This window comes from Agromyces excoecariae, assembly GCF_051715505.1.
GTDB lineage: Bacteria > Actinomycetota > Actinomycetes > Actinomycetales > Microbacteriaceae > Agromyces.
Map to the genome: position 1 here is coordinate 101,513 of NZ_JBPSLA010000018.1, position 12,612 is coordinate 114,124.

Below are 12,612 nucleotides of genomic sequence, written 5' to 3' on the forward strand. Positions count from 1 at the left end.
GTTGTGCAGTGCCGGAGGTGGACGTGGGGAAGTTGACGTACGACTCGACGCTCGGCGTGGACTTCGACGATCGCGTACTCGCGCACTTGCAGCTCGTGATCGGTGCGAAGCTCCGCCGGGGCGAATCGTTCTACTTCAGCTGGCGCGACGACCCCGCGATCGGCGACGGTCGCAGCACGCTCTGGATGCACCCGCGGATCCCGCTCGTCTTCAAGTACGCGGGTGGGCGTCAGCCGTCGATCAACCGCGCATGGGTCGACGCGCTCATGTCGACGGCGAACTCGCCCGGCGGGCTCGTCCTCGTCCCCGAACCGGAGACGAGGAGCGGAGTGGACGCGAACGGGGGGCCCGAGTCGTGAAGCGCGTGAACATCATGTACGGCGGCGCCCAGTACTCGGTCGGCCAAGCCGACGTGGAGGCCATCAAGGCGGCGATCGAGCAAGCGCACGAGCGCGGGCTCGCCGACTGGATCACCGTGAACTTCGGCGAGGGCCGCCCGCAGCCCGCCGAGCTGCTCGTCGGGCCCGGAATTCCCGTCAGCATCGTGCCGATCCCCTCGGATGATCCGATCCCGGGCGAGGCCGAGGCCCACGACGAACCGGCCGAGCCGGCTGCCGTGGAGCCGGGAGCGGACGGCATCGACAAGGTCGACCTGGGCGACTGACCGTCGGTCGCGTGCGACCTCAGCGGATCGGCGGCCACTCCAGTTCATCGGTGTCGTCGCCGGCTCCGTACCCGGGTTCCGGCGCCTCGACCATGGGACGGATGGCGGAGAGCGCCGTCGTCGCGGCCCTGAGCCGTGAGACCAGCTCCTCGTCGACGAGTTCCTCCTCGTCGGTCTCGACCGGTTCGGTGAGGAGCTGGCTCGCGGGTCCGACCAGCAGGTGCGCGCGTGCGGTGGAGCCGTCCTCGCCACGGATCGGGATGTCGATGGATGCCGCGGACCGACGCGACGCGAGCGCGGCCGCGTAATCGACGATCGCATCGGCGATCGCGCTTCCGGTGAGCAGCTCGCCGCCCGCGTAGTGGATCCGGTCCATGCCCTCAGGTCTACCGGTCCGTCGCGGTCGACTCAACCGCTTGCACTCTCGCGCCGAACGTGGTCTCATCCCGTCTGCGCGGTCACGTCCAGTCGGTGGCGTGCGTCCATCCCGCCAAGTACGCGCGCTCGTTCGCGCCCAGCCGGATCCCGGATCGGGGGACGGGCCGATCGTCGAGCTCGCAGAGCTCGAGGATCCGCCGCACGACCGCCGTGCGGAGCGGTGCCGTGGGGTGTTCGAGGATCTCGCGCTGCAGCGGCGCCTCCAGCATCGGCCACCAGACCCCGATCGACGGAAGCATGGCGGTCTCACGGCCGGTGCCGTGGTCGGGTCGGTCGATCACGGAGCTCATTGCGCGCGCTCCTCGGTGATCCGCCCGTCGTCGTCCCGCACGGCGACGCGCTCCTCGGCGTCCGCGTCCTCCCGTGCGCGTGCGCGCCGCTCGACCTCGTCGACCGCGGCGTCCATGACGCGGTCCTCCTCCGAGCGTGCGGTCCTCGGTCCGTCTCCATCCGTTTCGGACATGGTCACCCTCACCCCTCCGGGGTCGGTTGCGCCCCGAACGCGTTCCCCGTGATGGAGGGTACGCCGCGGGCGCGCGCGAGGGCAGGCCCTTGATCGCTCGTGGAGGTGGTGCTACCCGCGCGGCGTCCCCCGCTCCCGTGCTCCGTTCGGGGGGATGCCGGGTGCGCGTGTCGGAGGAGGGGAGCATGATGGGCGGATGGACCTGCCGGTGATGCCGCCCGTCAAGCCGATGCTCGCGAGATCGGTGAAGGCCATCCCCGACGTCGGTCACGTCGAGCCCAAGTGGGACGGCTTCCGCACGATCGTGTTCCGCGACGGCGAGGAGGTCGAGCTCGGCAGCCGCAACGAGCGACCCATGACGAGGTACTTCCCCGAGCTCGTCGAGGCGTTGAAGCGGCATCTCCCCGGACGATGCGTCGTCGACGGCGAGATCGTGCTCGTCCGCGACGGCCGGCTCGACTTCGATGCACTGCAGCAGCGGATCCACCCCGCCGCGAGTCGCGTGAAGCTCCTCGCCGAGCAGACTCCCGTCTCGTTCGTCGCATTCGACCTGCTGGCGCTCGGCGACGACGACCTGACGAGCCGGCCGTTCGCCGAACGGCGCGCGCTGCTGGTCGAGGCGCTCGCCGCGGCATCCGACCCGGTCTTCGTGACGCCGGCGACCGCCGACCCCGCCGAGGCCGACGACTGGTTCGCGCGCTTCGAGGGAGCCGGGCTCGACGGCGTGGTGGCGAAGCCGCTGGACGGCACCTACCAACCCGACAAGCGGGTGATGTTCAAGGTCAAGCACGAGCGGACGGCCGACTGCGTGGTCGCCGGCTACCGCTGGCACAAGACCGGCGGAATCGTCGGGTCGCTGCTGCTCGGGCTCCACGGCGACGACGGGCGCCTCCACCACGTGGGCGTCGCCGCGTCATTCCCGATGGCGAAGCGTCGAGAACTCGTGGAGACGCTCGCGCCCTACGTCGAAGAGGACTTCTCGCGACATCCGTGGGGGGAGTGGGCCGATCAGGAGGCGCACCGCACCGGCCGCATGCCCGGCGCGGTCAGCCGCTGGAGCGCGGGCAAGGACCTCTCGTTCGTCCCGCTGCGCCCCGAACTCGTCGTCGAGGTCGCCTACGACCACATGGAGGGCGATCGGTTCCGGCACACGGCGCAGTTCCGGCGCTGGCGCGCGGATCGCGCCCCTGAGAGCTGCACGTACGAGCAGCTCGAGACACCGACCGGGCTGGACCTGGGCGAGATCCTGCCGATGTCGCACTGAGGCGAGGCGGCCGGCACCCGCGATCCGCATCACAGCACGGCGCGCAGCCCGGCCGATTCGGCGGTGTGGTGCTCGAAGACGAGGTTGGTCTCGGTGAGGGCGACGGCGGGGTTCGCCGACAGGTTCTTCAGGACGAACTGGCGCACGTGCTCGCTGTCGCGCACGCGGACGTGGATGAGGAAGTCCTCGCTGCCGCCGAGGAAGAAGAGCTGCGCCACCTCGGGCTCCCGCCGCAGTTCGGCGGAGATCTGCTCCATCAGGTGGCGGGCGCCCGGGCGGATGCGGACCGAGACGAGTGCCTGGAGCGTGAAGCCGAGCGCGGTCGGGTTGATCTCCGCCGTGTAGCGGGTGATGACGCCGCGCTCGCGCAGCGAGCGCACGCGGGCGAGGCAGGTCGACGGGGAGACGCCGACCTCGCGGGCGAGGTCGACGTTCGGGATGCGGGCGTTCTCGTGCAGCAGCGCGATGATCTGCCGATCGATGTCGTCGAGCACGACCCGGGTCGGTTCGCTGAACTTCGGCAGATCGGACATGGCAGCACTCCTCCACGAACTTTCGAGACGGATGCCGTGAGTCTACCGAACATCATGCGGAAGCACTTCACAAACAGCGAACATGAGGCGACCATGGAAGCACACATCCACACAGCATTCGGAGCGTACCCATGCACGTCGGCGTGCCTGCAGAGATCAAGAACAACGAATTCCGCGTCGCGATGACGCCCGCGGGAGCGAATGCGCTCTCCCTGCGCGGCCACCGCGTCGACATCCAGGCCGGTGCCGGCGAGGGTGCCGGCTACCACGACGACGAGTACCGCGCCGCCGGTGCGAACATCGTCGCGACCGCCGCGGAGGCGTGGGCCGCCGAGCTCGTCCTCAAGGTCAAGGAGCCCATCGAGCAGGAGTACGGCTTCCTGCGCGCGGACCTGACCCTCTTCACCTACCTCCACCTCGCGGCCGACCTGCCGCTCACCCGCGCCATCCTCGACTCGGGCGTGACGGCCATCGCCTACGAGACCGTCCAGCTCGCCGACCGCTCGCTGCCGCTGCTCACCCCGATGAGCGAGGTCGCCGGCCGTCTCGCGCCGCAGGTCGGCGCCGCGTCGCTGCACGCCTCCAAGGGCGGCCGCGGCGTCCTCCTCGGCGGCGTGCCCGGCACGGCCCCGGCGAAGGTCCTCGTCATCGGCGGCGGCGTCGCCGGCGAGCAGGCCGCGGCGACGGCCATGGGCATGGGTGCCGACGTCACCGTGATGGACATCTCGCTCCCGAAGCTGCGCGAGCTCGACGCCCGCTACGAGCACCGCATCAAGACCCTCGCGTCATCGCCCTACGAGACCGCGCGCCAGGTGCGCGATGCCGACCTCGTGATCGGCGCGGTCCTCGTGCCGGGTGCGGCCGCGCCCAAGGTCGTGACCGACGAGATGGTCGCCACCATGAAGCGCGGCGCCGTGCTCGTCGACATCGCGATCGACCAGGGCGGCTGCTTCGAGGGCTCGCGCGCGACCACGCACGCCGAGCCGACGTACCAGGTGCACGACGCGATCTACTACTGCGTCGCGAACATGCCCGGCGCGGTCCCCGCGACCTCGACGCCGGCGCTCACCAACGCCACGCTGCCGTACGCGCTGAAGATCGCCGACCTCGGCTGGGAGGCCGCGCTCGCCGCGGACGTCGCCCTGGCCAAGGGCCTGAACGCCACGGCCGGCAAGCTGACCAACGAGGGGGTCGCGAAGGCCCACGGGCTGGAGCTGTCCTCCCTCGTCTGACGCCGGGGTGCCCCACCAGGCGCTCCGTGAGCACACGACGGCCGCCGACCCGAGTCATCGGGCGGCGGCCGTCGTGGCGTTCGTGGGCGTCTCAGGGGGAGTCGGCGCGTCCTGCAGGCCGGTGTGTCACGAGAGCGAGAGGAACAGCTTCTCGAGCTCGTCGAAGTCGAGTCGCCCGCCGGAGCCGTCGACCTTGCCCTCGGGGTCGGCTGCGCAGTCGCGCATCGCGGTCGAGATGACCGCGAAGCCCGCACGGTCGAGCGCGCTCGACACCGCCGCGAGCTGATTCACGACCGTACGGCAGTCGGCGCCCGATTCGACGGCGTCGATCACGGCATTCAGCTGTCCGCGGGCGCGCTTCAGCCGGTTGGCGATGCGGCGCTGGGCGTCGGCGGTCGTCTCGGTCGTCATGTTCGCGGTCATTCGGCACCTCCGATGGTGAGGGGGAGTCCGGCGCGGTACCACTCCGTGATGCCGCCGGAGATGTTCACGGCGTCCACGCCCTGCGTCGTGAGGTACTGGGTGGCCTGTGCGCTGCGACCCCCGGCGTGGCACATCACGTACACGGTGCGGTCGCGGGGCACCTCGTCGAGGCGTTCGACGAGCGTTCCGAGCGGAATGTGGTGGGCGTCCTCGAGGCGGGCCTGTTCGAGTTCGTGCCCCTCGCGGACGTCCAGGATCCACGCGTCGGCGACGGCGTGGGCCTCGAATGGGGAGATCGACTTCATCTGCTGCTCCTCGTGCGCTGGTGTGCCGGGCAAAGCATACCCCCATGGTATCAATACCCGCCGGGTATCGAAAACCCGCGGAGTACGGCGATGCTCCGGAGGATCGCGCCGCCCGGCCGTATGGTGTCGATGTGCAACGGCTCGATCGGAACGACGGGGACGAGTTCCCTGACGACGGCACCGAGACCCCTGCCGCCGAGCGTGCCGGGTCGACGGTTCCCGACCGCGACCCCGCGTCGCCGCACGCGGTGACCATCGGGGACCCGTCGGTCGTCGCCGGCAACATCGCCGAACCGAGCTGGCGGCGGTGGCACGCAGAGCTCCGCGACCTCGGCGGGCGCTCCCCGCTCGTGCACTTCGACGACGCGCCGCGAACGCGCATCGAGCTCTCCACGACCCATCCGGGCGGACTGCCGCAGTTCATCACCGGCAAGTCGACACTGCTCTCGAGCCTCATCCGCGACGAGCTGGCCCTCCGCAACGCTCGGCTCGCGGCCGCTGAGATCACGCAGAAGGGCGTCGAGCTCCGCTCCGTCCGCGGCATCGAGTCGGTGCACCTCGCGATCGGGCTCGCATCGTGGCAGTCCGCGGGCGAGGACTTCCTCGCGCCCGTGCTGCTCCGGCCGCTCGCCATCCGCCGGTACGGCCGCGACTTCGAACTGAAGCTGAAGGGCCAGCCGTTCCTCAACCCCGCGCTCGCGCGCGAGCTGCACGAGCGCTTCCAGATCACCCTCGACGCCGACGCCTTCGTCGCCCTCGCCATCTCGAACGGCGCCTTCAAGCCGCAGCCCGTGATCGATCGGCTGCGCGGGCTGACCTCGCACCTGCCGTACTTCCATGTGGCCCCGCGCCTCGTGGTCTCGTCGTTCGCCGAGGTCGGGCCCTCGATGGGGGCGGATGCCTCCCGGCTCGAGCACCCGGTCATCGATGCGATCGCGGGCAATCCGAACGCGCGCGCCGCCGTGACCCGCGAGGTCGAGGCGCCGATGATCGTCCCGCAGGACGAGCGACCGCCCTCGACCGATCGACTCCTGCTCGACGCCGACCCCGAGCAGGAGCAGGTGATCGCCCGGATCGAGCGGGGCGACTCGATCGTCGTGAAGACCCTCCCCGGGACCGGCGGCACGCAGACCATCGTGAACGCGATCGGGGCGCTCGTCGCCAACGAGCGACGGGTCCTCGTCGTCGGTGCGCGTCGCGCGAGCCTCGACGGGATCGCCCACCGGCTCGGCCAGGTCGGCCTCGGCGGGCTCGCCGTGAGCACCGATCGCCTCCGCCGCGACCTCATCCAGTCGATCACGCGGAACGAGAAGGCCGAGCAGCCCCGTATCGCCGACATCGACGACGCGCTCGTGCGACTGCGTCGGGTCCTGCTCGACTACCGGCACGCACTCACCCGCCGTGACGGGGAACTCGGGGTTTCGGTCCTCGACGCGCTCACCGCGCTCGCCGGTCTCGCGTCGATGCCCGAGCCGCCCGACACCACCGCACGGCTGGACCGCAGCTCGCTCGTCGCGCTCGCGCACGGCCGCGACGCGGTCGCGGCCGACCTGGTCCGAGCCGCCGCGCTCGGCGAGTTCCGCTACGGCCCGGGCGACTCGCCCTGGTACGGCGCCGACTTCGCCACCTCCGAGGAGGCGACGGCCGCCCACGAACTCGCCAAGCGGCTGAGCACCACCGACGTGCCGCGCCTTCTCGAGCGGGCGCGTGCGCTCATCGCGCAGACCCGCCTGCGCCAGTTCGAGTCGGTCGCCGAGCTCGGTGTCTTCCTCCGGCTGCTGCACGACGTCCGCGACACGCTCGACAAGTTCCTCCCGTCGGTCTACGACCGCCCGCTCGGCGAACTCATCGCGGCCACGGCGCCGCGGCGAGAGACCGGCATGTCGGGCGCGAACCGCCGCCGGCTCAAGCGACTCGCGCTCGAGTACGTGCGCCCAGGGGTGCACGTGGGCGACCTGAACGCCGCGCTCCGCGGCATCCAGCAGCAGCGCACGCTCTGGCACAGGTATTCGGAGGCGGGCGCCGTGCCGAGCGTGCCCGTCGGGCTCGACGACGTGCACGTGGCATTCCACACGGTCGCCGCCGACCTGCAGGAGCTCGACGGCCCGCTCGGCCTCGCCGGCACGCCGAAGCGACTCGGCGCCCGCCCGCTGCGCGACCTCGAGGCCACGCTCGTCGGCCTGGCCGCGGAGTCCGAGGTGCTGCTCAACCTGCAGGAACGGACGGCCCTGCTGCAGAAGCTCCGCGGGCTCGGCCTCGACCCGCTGCTCATCGACCTCGCCAAGCGCCACGTCCCCGAGCAGCAGGTCGTCTCCGAGCTCGAGCTCGTGTGGTGGCAGTCGGTGTTCGAGACCATGCTGGTCGGCGACCCGGCGCTCCTCGGCGCGAACACGAGCGTGCTCGACCGCCTCGAGTCGGACTTCCGCCTCGTCGACGACGCGCACGCCTCGGCGGCCGGACCCCTGCTCGCGTGGCGACTCGCCGAGGCGTGGCGGGTGGCCCTCGTCGACCAGGCCGACGAGGCGGAACGTCTGCGGCGGATGCTCCGCGGCGACCGAGTGCGTCCGGATCGGCTGCACCGCGAGGCCCCCCACCTGTTCCGGCTGCTCGCCCCCGTCTGGCTGGCATCGCCCTACGAGGTGCCCGAGATCGACGACGCGATCCGCTTCGACACGGTGCTCCTCGTGGACGCCGGCGCGACGACCATCGCCGAGAACCTCGGCGCGATCCGGCGGGCGAGCCAGGTCGTCGCCTTCGGCGACCCGGTGACGCAGACGCCGACGCGATTCGAGGTCGCGATCCCGGCCGAGGCCGACGAGCGACCGCGTGCCGAGCACGGCGTCGATGCCCTTCACGCCGACTCGGCACTCGCCCGCCTCGCAGACCTGCTGCCGACCATGACGCTCACCCGCAGCTACCGCGCCGGCGGCGAGGACCTCGCCGAACTCGTCAACCGCCGGTTCTACGGCGGTCGGATCGTCTCGATGCCGTGGGCCGGGAGCTTCCTCGGCCACGGCAGCCTCGGGCTGCACTACGTCCGCGGCAACGGGCTGCCGGACGCCGTGACGGGGACCGTGGAGAGCCTCGACGTCGAGGTCGCGAAGGTCGTCGAGCTCGTGATGGAGCACGCGGTGAAGCGGCCTCGCGAGTCGCTCATGGTCATCACGGCGAGTGCGCGGCACGCCGCACGCGTCCACCAGGCCGTGCTCGCCGCGTTCGCCAAGCGCAGCGACCTGTCCGACTTCATCCTGCGCGACCGCGCCGAGCCGTTCACCGTGCTCACGCTCGAGCAGGCGGTGGCGCAGAGCCGTGATCGTGTCGTGTTCTCGATCGGCTACGGCCGCACGCCCCACGGTCGGCTGCTGTCGAATTTCGGCGCGCTCGGCGAGCCGGGCGGCGAACGGCTGCTCGCGGTCGCCATGACGCGCGCACGCCGCTCGATGGACATCGTCACGGCCTTCCGGCCCGACGACATCGACGAGGACCGCCAGCGTCACGGCGTCGTCGCGCTCGCGAGCGTGCTCTCGCAGACCGAGGAGCAGCAGGACGCGACGCGCGTTCACGGACCCGGCGACCCCATGCTGGTCGACCTCGCCGCACGGCTCGAGCGCCGGGGCATCCGCGTGAGCGTCGGTCACCGCGACACGCTCTCGCTCGCCGCGGCCCACGCCGGCAGGGCGGTCGTCGTCGAGACGGACCAGGCGCTCGTCGGCCAGAGCCTGCGCGAATCGCTCCGGCTCCGGCCCGACGTGCTGCGCCGGCTCGGATGGCACTACCTGCGCGTGCACAGCTTCGAGCTCTTCGGCGATCCCGAGGCCGTCGCCGAGCGCGTCGCGTCGGTGCTCGGGAGGGGAGCGCCGGCGGTCGAGGAGGCCGAGACGGCGTGAGCGATCCGACCGGTCGCGACGACGACGGGCCGGATGCCACGGCTCCGCGTCAGCGCGTGGAGCGCGCTCGCGGCGCGCGGCGCGCCCGACTGACTCCGGCCCCGGGCACGGATCCGGCACCCGAGTCGGCCGTGCCCGGGGCGCACGACGAGGACGAGGAGGGAGCGCCGCGGAAGGTGCGCCCGGAGGACGAGCGGATCACCCGCGAGCGTCCGCCGCACTGGTGAGACGACGACGGCGCCCGCCGGATCGGTCGACGGGCGCCTCGACGCGGTGCATGCGCGCTAGTCGGCGCGGTGCGTTCCCGACTGGCCCTGCCGTTCCGCGGCGAGGAGGTCCCGGATCTCGGCGAGCACCGTGAGCTCGGTCTCGGGGTCCTCCGCCTTCGACTCGCCGGCCTGACGGCGCGTCTCCGCGCGCTCCTTCAGCACGTTCATCGGCATGACGAAGACGAAGTAGACGACGGAGGCCACGATGAGGAACGTGAGGATCGCGCCGAGCACCGCACCGAACCTCACCTCGGCGACGCTGCCGTCCATCGTGGGGATCGACCAGACGAACGCGGAGTCGAGGCTGTCGGCACGGAAGAGCGCTCCGATGAGCGGGTTGAACAGGTTGTCCACGATCGAGTTGACGACCGCCGTGAACGCGGCGCCGATGACGACCGCGACCGCGAGGTCGATGACGTTCCCCCTGAGGATGAACTCCTTGAATCCCTTGAGCACGCGGTGGGCCCCCTTCGTTTCCGTTGCGGTGTGCGTGGAGCGGATGTCGGCCTAGGCGGCGGTCGACGAGGAGCTCGTCGTCGAGCTCGAGGATGATCCCGACGCGGACGACCCCGTCGAGGTCGACCCCGACGAGGGCGACTCGGATGCGGACGACCCGCCGGCCCCGGACTCCGCACCGGAGCCGCCGCCCTTCGCGCCCTTCGCGCCCGACTCGCGCGAGTCGGTGCGGTAGAAGCCCGACCCGTTGAAGGTGACGCCGACCGTGCCGTAGAGCTTGCGCAGCCGGCCGGTGCAGGCCGGGCACTCGGTCAGTGAGTCGTCGGTGAAGGCCTGCTGGATGTCGAAGGCCTCGCCGCACTCGGTGCAGCGGTAGGAATAGGTGGGCATGGTGATCTCTCGAGTCCGTCGTCGGGGGTCGGGTACGCGACGCGAGGTCAGAACGCGACGATCCGCGTGGGGGTCACGACGCCGTTCACCGGCTGGTCGTGGACCTCCCGCGGCACCTCCTCGACGAACTCGCCGTCGAAGACGATGGCGTACACCGGAGGACATTTTCCCATCGAACCGAGGGTCTTGTCGAAATAGCCTCGCCCCCAGCCCAGGCGCATGCCCGTGGCATCCACGGCAGCCGCCGGGACGAGGATCAGGTCGACGTCGTTGATCGCCATCGGACCGAGCAGCTCGCCGACCGCCTCGGGCATGCCGTGCAGTCCGGTGACCTCGTCCTCCTCTTCACCGACCGTCCAGTCGAGCAGGCCGTCCTCGCGCGTGATCGGGAACAGGACGCGGATGCCGTTCGCCTCCGCCCAGTTCACGAACGGACGCGTGTCGGGCTCGGTCGGCATCGACAGGTAGCAGGAGATCGACGCCGCCTCGGTCGAGCCGATGAGCTCCTGCAGGCGCGAGGTGAAGCCCTCGGTCGCCAGTTCTCGTTCGTGCGCGGGCATGTTGCGCCGGCGTTCCCGGAGCTCGGCGCGGAGGATCCGCTTGACCACGGTCGGATCGTCGGGCATGGCAGCCATCCTAGGACGATGCATCCGCCAGACGCCGATGCCGTACGGCTACGCTGAACCCCATGACTGAACGGATCACGAAGGCCGTCATCCCCGCTGCCGGCCTGGGAACCCGCTTCCTGCCCGCGACCAAGGCGATGCCGAAGGAGATGCTGCCGGTCGTCGACAAGCCCGCCATCCAGTACGTGGTCGAGGAGGCCGTCGATGCCGGTCTCACCGACGTGCTCATGATCACCGGCCGCAACAAGAACGCGCTCGAGAACCACTTCGACCGCGTCGCCGAGCTCGAGTACACGCTGGAGCAGAAGGGCGACACGGCCAAGCTGCAGAAGGTCAACGAGTCGACCGAGCTCGCGCAGATGCACTACGTCCGCCAGGGCGACCCGAAGGGCCTCGGCCACGCGGTGCTGCGCGCCGAGATGCACGTCGGTGACGAGCCGTTCGCGGTGCTGCTCGGCGACGACATCATCGACGCGCGCGACGTGCTGCTCACGCGCATGCTCGACGAGCAGGTCGCCCGCGACGCGACCATCGTCGCCCTCCTCGAGGTCGATCCCGACAGCATCCACCTGTACGGCGCCGCCGAGGTCGAGGAGACCGACGACCCCGACGTCGTGCGGATCACCGGCCTGGTCGAGAAGCCGGCCAAGGAGGTCGCCCCCTCGAACTACGCGGTCATCGGCCGCTACGTCATCAAGCCCGAGGTGTTCGAAGTGCTTCATCGCACCGAGCCCGGCAAGGGCGGCGAGATCCAGCTCACCGACGCGCTCATGGAGATGGCGGCCGACGTCGAGGGCACGGGCGGCGTCTACGGCGTCGTGTTCCGCGGCCGCCGCTACGACACCGGCGACAAGCTCGACTACATCAAGGCCGTCATCCAGCTGGCGTCCGATCGCGACGACCTCGGCGCCGACCTGCGGGCATGGCTCGTCGAATTCGCCGCCGGACTCGAACGAGGCTGACGTGCCCGTGGCATCCGTCCCGACCCTCGCCGACGGGTCGCTGACGCTCCGTCCGATCCGGGTGCGCGACGCACGCCAGCTCGAACGGGTGCTGCTCGACAACCGCGCCTGGCTGCGACGTTGGGAGGCGACCTACCCCGGCGGCGGAAGCGTGATCGACGCGCGCGGAAGCATCCGCAACCTCAACGCCCACGCCCGCGCCGGGACCGCGCTGCCGTTCGTGATCGAGTGGGAGGGCGAACTGGTCGGTCAGCTCAACGTCTCGTCGATCACGCACGGATCGCTCGCGTCGGCGTCGATCGGATACTGGGTCGCGAAGGACGTCGCCGGTCGCGGCATCACCCCGACGGCGGTCGCCCTCGCGACCGATCACTGCTTCCGCACGCTGCGCCTGCACCGCATGGAGATCTGCATCCGCCCGGAGAACGGGCCCTCGCTCAGGGTGGTCGAGAAGCTCGGCTTCCGGTACGAGGGGCTGCGCCGCAGGTTCATCCACATCGACGGCGACTGGCGCGACCACTTCGCGTTCGCGCTGGTCGCGGAGGAGGTGCCCGGCGGAGTGCTGCGGCGGTGGCGCGAGGGGCGGGCGCCGACGGCCGCCGCCGCGATCCCGGACGCCGACCGCGAGGCGGCGCGCACCCCCCTTCGGGTGGGGGATCGCTGACACGCCCCACGGCGAGCGGGAAGCGCGGCGCCCGGT

17 protein-coding genes are annotated in these 12,612 nt (G+C 71.2%); 8 read left to right on the plus strand and 9 right to left on the minus strand.

Going from position 1 to position 12,612, the window contains the following annotated elements:
- Positions 1-23 precede the first annotated feature (23 nt).
- Positions 24-359 carry a DUF7882 family protein gene (locus ACSJD1_RS17260; protein ID WP_438856520.1) on the plus strand — a complete coding sequence of 112 codons (336 nt, stop codon included), beginning with the start codon at positions 24-26 and terminating at the stop codon, positions 357-359.
- Positions 356-664: a hypothetical protein gene (locus ACSJD1_RS17265; protein WP_438856521.1), complete on the plus strand. Its 309-nt coding sequence runs from the start codon at positions 356-358 to the stop codon at positions 662-664. Before ACSJD1_RS17260 ends, ACSJD1_RS17265 begins: the two co-directional genes overlap by 4 nt.
- A gap of 19 nt (positions 665-683) precedes the next feature.
- Here ACSJD1_RS17265 and ACSJD1_RS17270 read toward each other — a convergent pair whose 3' ends face one another.
- The 3 genes from ACSJD1_RS17270 to ACSJD1_RS17280 form a co-directional block, all read right to left on the minus strand.
- Positions 684-1,040: a hypothetical protein gene (locus ACSJD1_RS17270; protein ID WP_438856522.1), complete on the minus strand. Its 357-nt coding sequence runs from the start codon at positions 1,038-1,040 to the stop codon at positions 684-686.
- Between the two features lie 82 nt (positions 1,041-1,122).
- Entirely contained in the window at positions 1,123-1,392 is a 270-nt protein-coding gene (locus ACSJD1_RS17275; RefSeq protein WP_438856523.1) for a hypothetical protein, read from the minus strand.
- Entirely contained in the window at positions 1,389-1,571 is a 183-nt protein-coding gene (locus ACSJD1_RS17280; protein ID WP_438856524.1) for a hypothetical protein, read from the minus strand. Before ACSJD1_RS17280 ends, ACSJD1_RS17275 begins: the two co-directional genes overlap by 4 nt.
- A 190-nt stretch (positions 1,572-1,761) precedes the next feature.
- Between ACSJD1_RS17280 and ACSJD1_RS17285 the strand changes: the two genes are divergently transcribed.
- Positions 1,762-2,829, plus strand: coding sequence for an ATP-dependent DNA ligase (locus ACSJD1_RS17285; protein ID WP_438856525.1), 1,068 nt, complete (start codon positions 1,762-1,764; stop codon positions 2,827-2,829).
- Between the two features lie 29 nt (positions 2,830-2,858).
- Here ACSJD1_RS17285 and ACSJD1_RS17290 read toward each other — a convergent pair whose 3' ends face one another.
- Positions 2,859-3,362 carry an Lrp/AsnC family transcriptional regulator gene (locus tag ACSJD1_RS17290; RefSeq protein WP_438856526.1) on the minus strand — a complete coding sequence of 168 codons (504 nt, stop codon included), beginning with the start codon at positions 3,360-3,362 and terminating at the stop codon, positions 2,859-2,861.
- A gap of 131 nt (positions 3,363-3,493) precedes the next feature.
- Here ACSJD1_RS17290 and ald point away from each other — a divergent pair, with 131 nt between their 5' ends.
- Positions 3,494-4,594, plus strand: coding sequence for an alanine dehydrogenase (gene ald, locus ACSJD1_RS17295; RefSeq protein WP_438856527.1), 1,101 nt, complete (start codon positions 3,494-3,496; stop codon positions 4,592-4,594).
- Between the two features lie 126 nt (positions 4,595-4,720).
- On the opposite strand, the gene ACSJD1_RS17300 is transcribed toward ald, so the two are convergent.
- A complete protein-coding gene (locus tag ACSJD1_RS17300; RefSeq protein ID WP_438856528.1) occupies positions 4,721-5,017 on the minus strand; it encodes a metal-sensitive transcriptional regulator in 297 nt (98 codons plus the stop codon).
- The gene (locus ACSJD1_RS17305; RefSeq protein ID WP_438856529.1) at positions 5,014-5,322 is read right to left on the minus strand and encodes a rhodanese-like domain-containing protein; all 309 of its coding nucleotides are present in this window, start codon (positions 5,320-5,322) and stop codon (positions 5,014-5,016) included. The genes ACSJD1_RS17300 and ACSJD1_RS17305 overlap by 4 nt, the downstream gene beginning before the upstream one ends.
- Positions 5,323-5,453: 131 nt before the next feature.
- On the opposite strand from ACSJD1_RS17305, the gene ACSJD1_RS17310 reads away from it, so the two are divergent.
- A complete protein-coding gene (locus ACSJD1_RS17310; RefSeq protein WP_438856530.1) occupies positions 5,454-9,209 on the plus strand; it encodes an AAA family ATPase in 3,756 nt (1,251 codons plus the stop codon).
- A complete protein-coding gene (locus ACSJD1_RS17315) occupies positions 9,206-9,436 on the plus strand; it encodes a hypothetical protein (protein ID WP_438856531.1) in 231 nt (76 codons plus the stop codon). The genes ACSJD1_RS17310 and ACSJD1_RS17315 overlap by 4 nt, the downstream gene beginning before the upstream one ends.
- Positions 9,437-9,493: 57 nt before the next feature.
- Here ACSJD1_RS17315 and mscL read toward each other — a convergent pair whose 3' ends face one another.
- The 3 genes from mscL to ACSJD1_RS17330 are packed head-to-tail and all read right to left on the minus strand — an operon-like array spanning position 9,494 to position 10,950.
- Complete coding sequence (gene mscL / locus ACSJD1_RS17320; protein ID WP_438856532.1) at positions 9,494-9,934, minus strand: large conductance mechanosensitive channel protein MscL; 441 nt, start codon at positions 9,932-9,934, stop codon at positions 9,494-9,496.
- A gap of 51 nt (positions 9,935-9,985) precedes the next feature.
- Positions 9,986-10,324, minus strand: a complete 339-nt coding sequence (locus ACSJD1_RS17325) for an FmdB family zinc ribbon protein (RefSeq protein WP_438856533.1) — start codon at positions 10,322-10,324, stop codon at positions 9,986-9,988.
- Positions 10,325-10,371: 47 nt separating this feature from the next.
- On the minus strand, positions 10,372-10,950 hold the full coding sequence (locus tag ACSJD1_RS17330; protein WP_438856534.1) for a 5-formyltetrahydrofolate cyclo-ligase: 579 nt from the start codon (positions 10,948-10,950) through the stop codon (positions 10,372-10,374).
- 62 nt (positions 10,951-11,012) lie between these two features.
- On the opposite strand from ACSJD1_RS17330, the gene galU reads away from it, so the two are divergent.
- Positions 11,013-11,912: a UTP--glucose-1-phosphate uridylyltransferase GalU gene (gene galU / locus ACSJD1_RS17335; protein WP_438856535.1), complete on the plus strand. Its 900-nt coding sequence runs from the start codon at positions 11,013-11,015 to the stop codon at positions 11,910-11,912.
- Between the two features lie 7 nt (positions 11,913-11,919).
- Entirely contained in the window at positions 11,920-12,576 is a 657-nt protein-coding gene (locus ACSJD1_RS17340) for a GNAT family N-acetyltransferase (RefSeq protein WP_438856558.1), read from the plus strand.
- Positions 12,577-12,612: the final 36 nt, after the last annotated feature.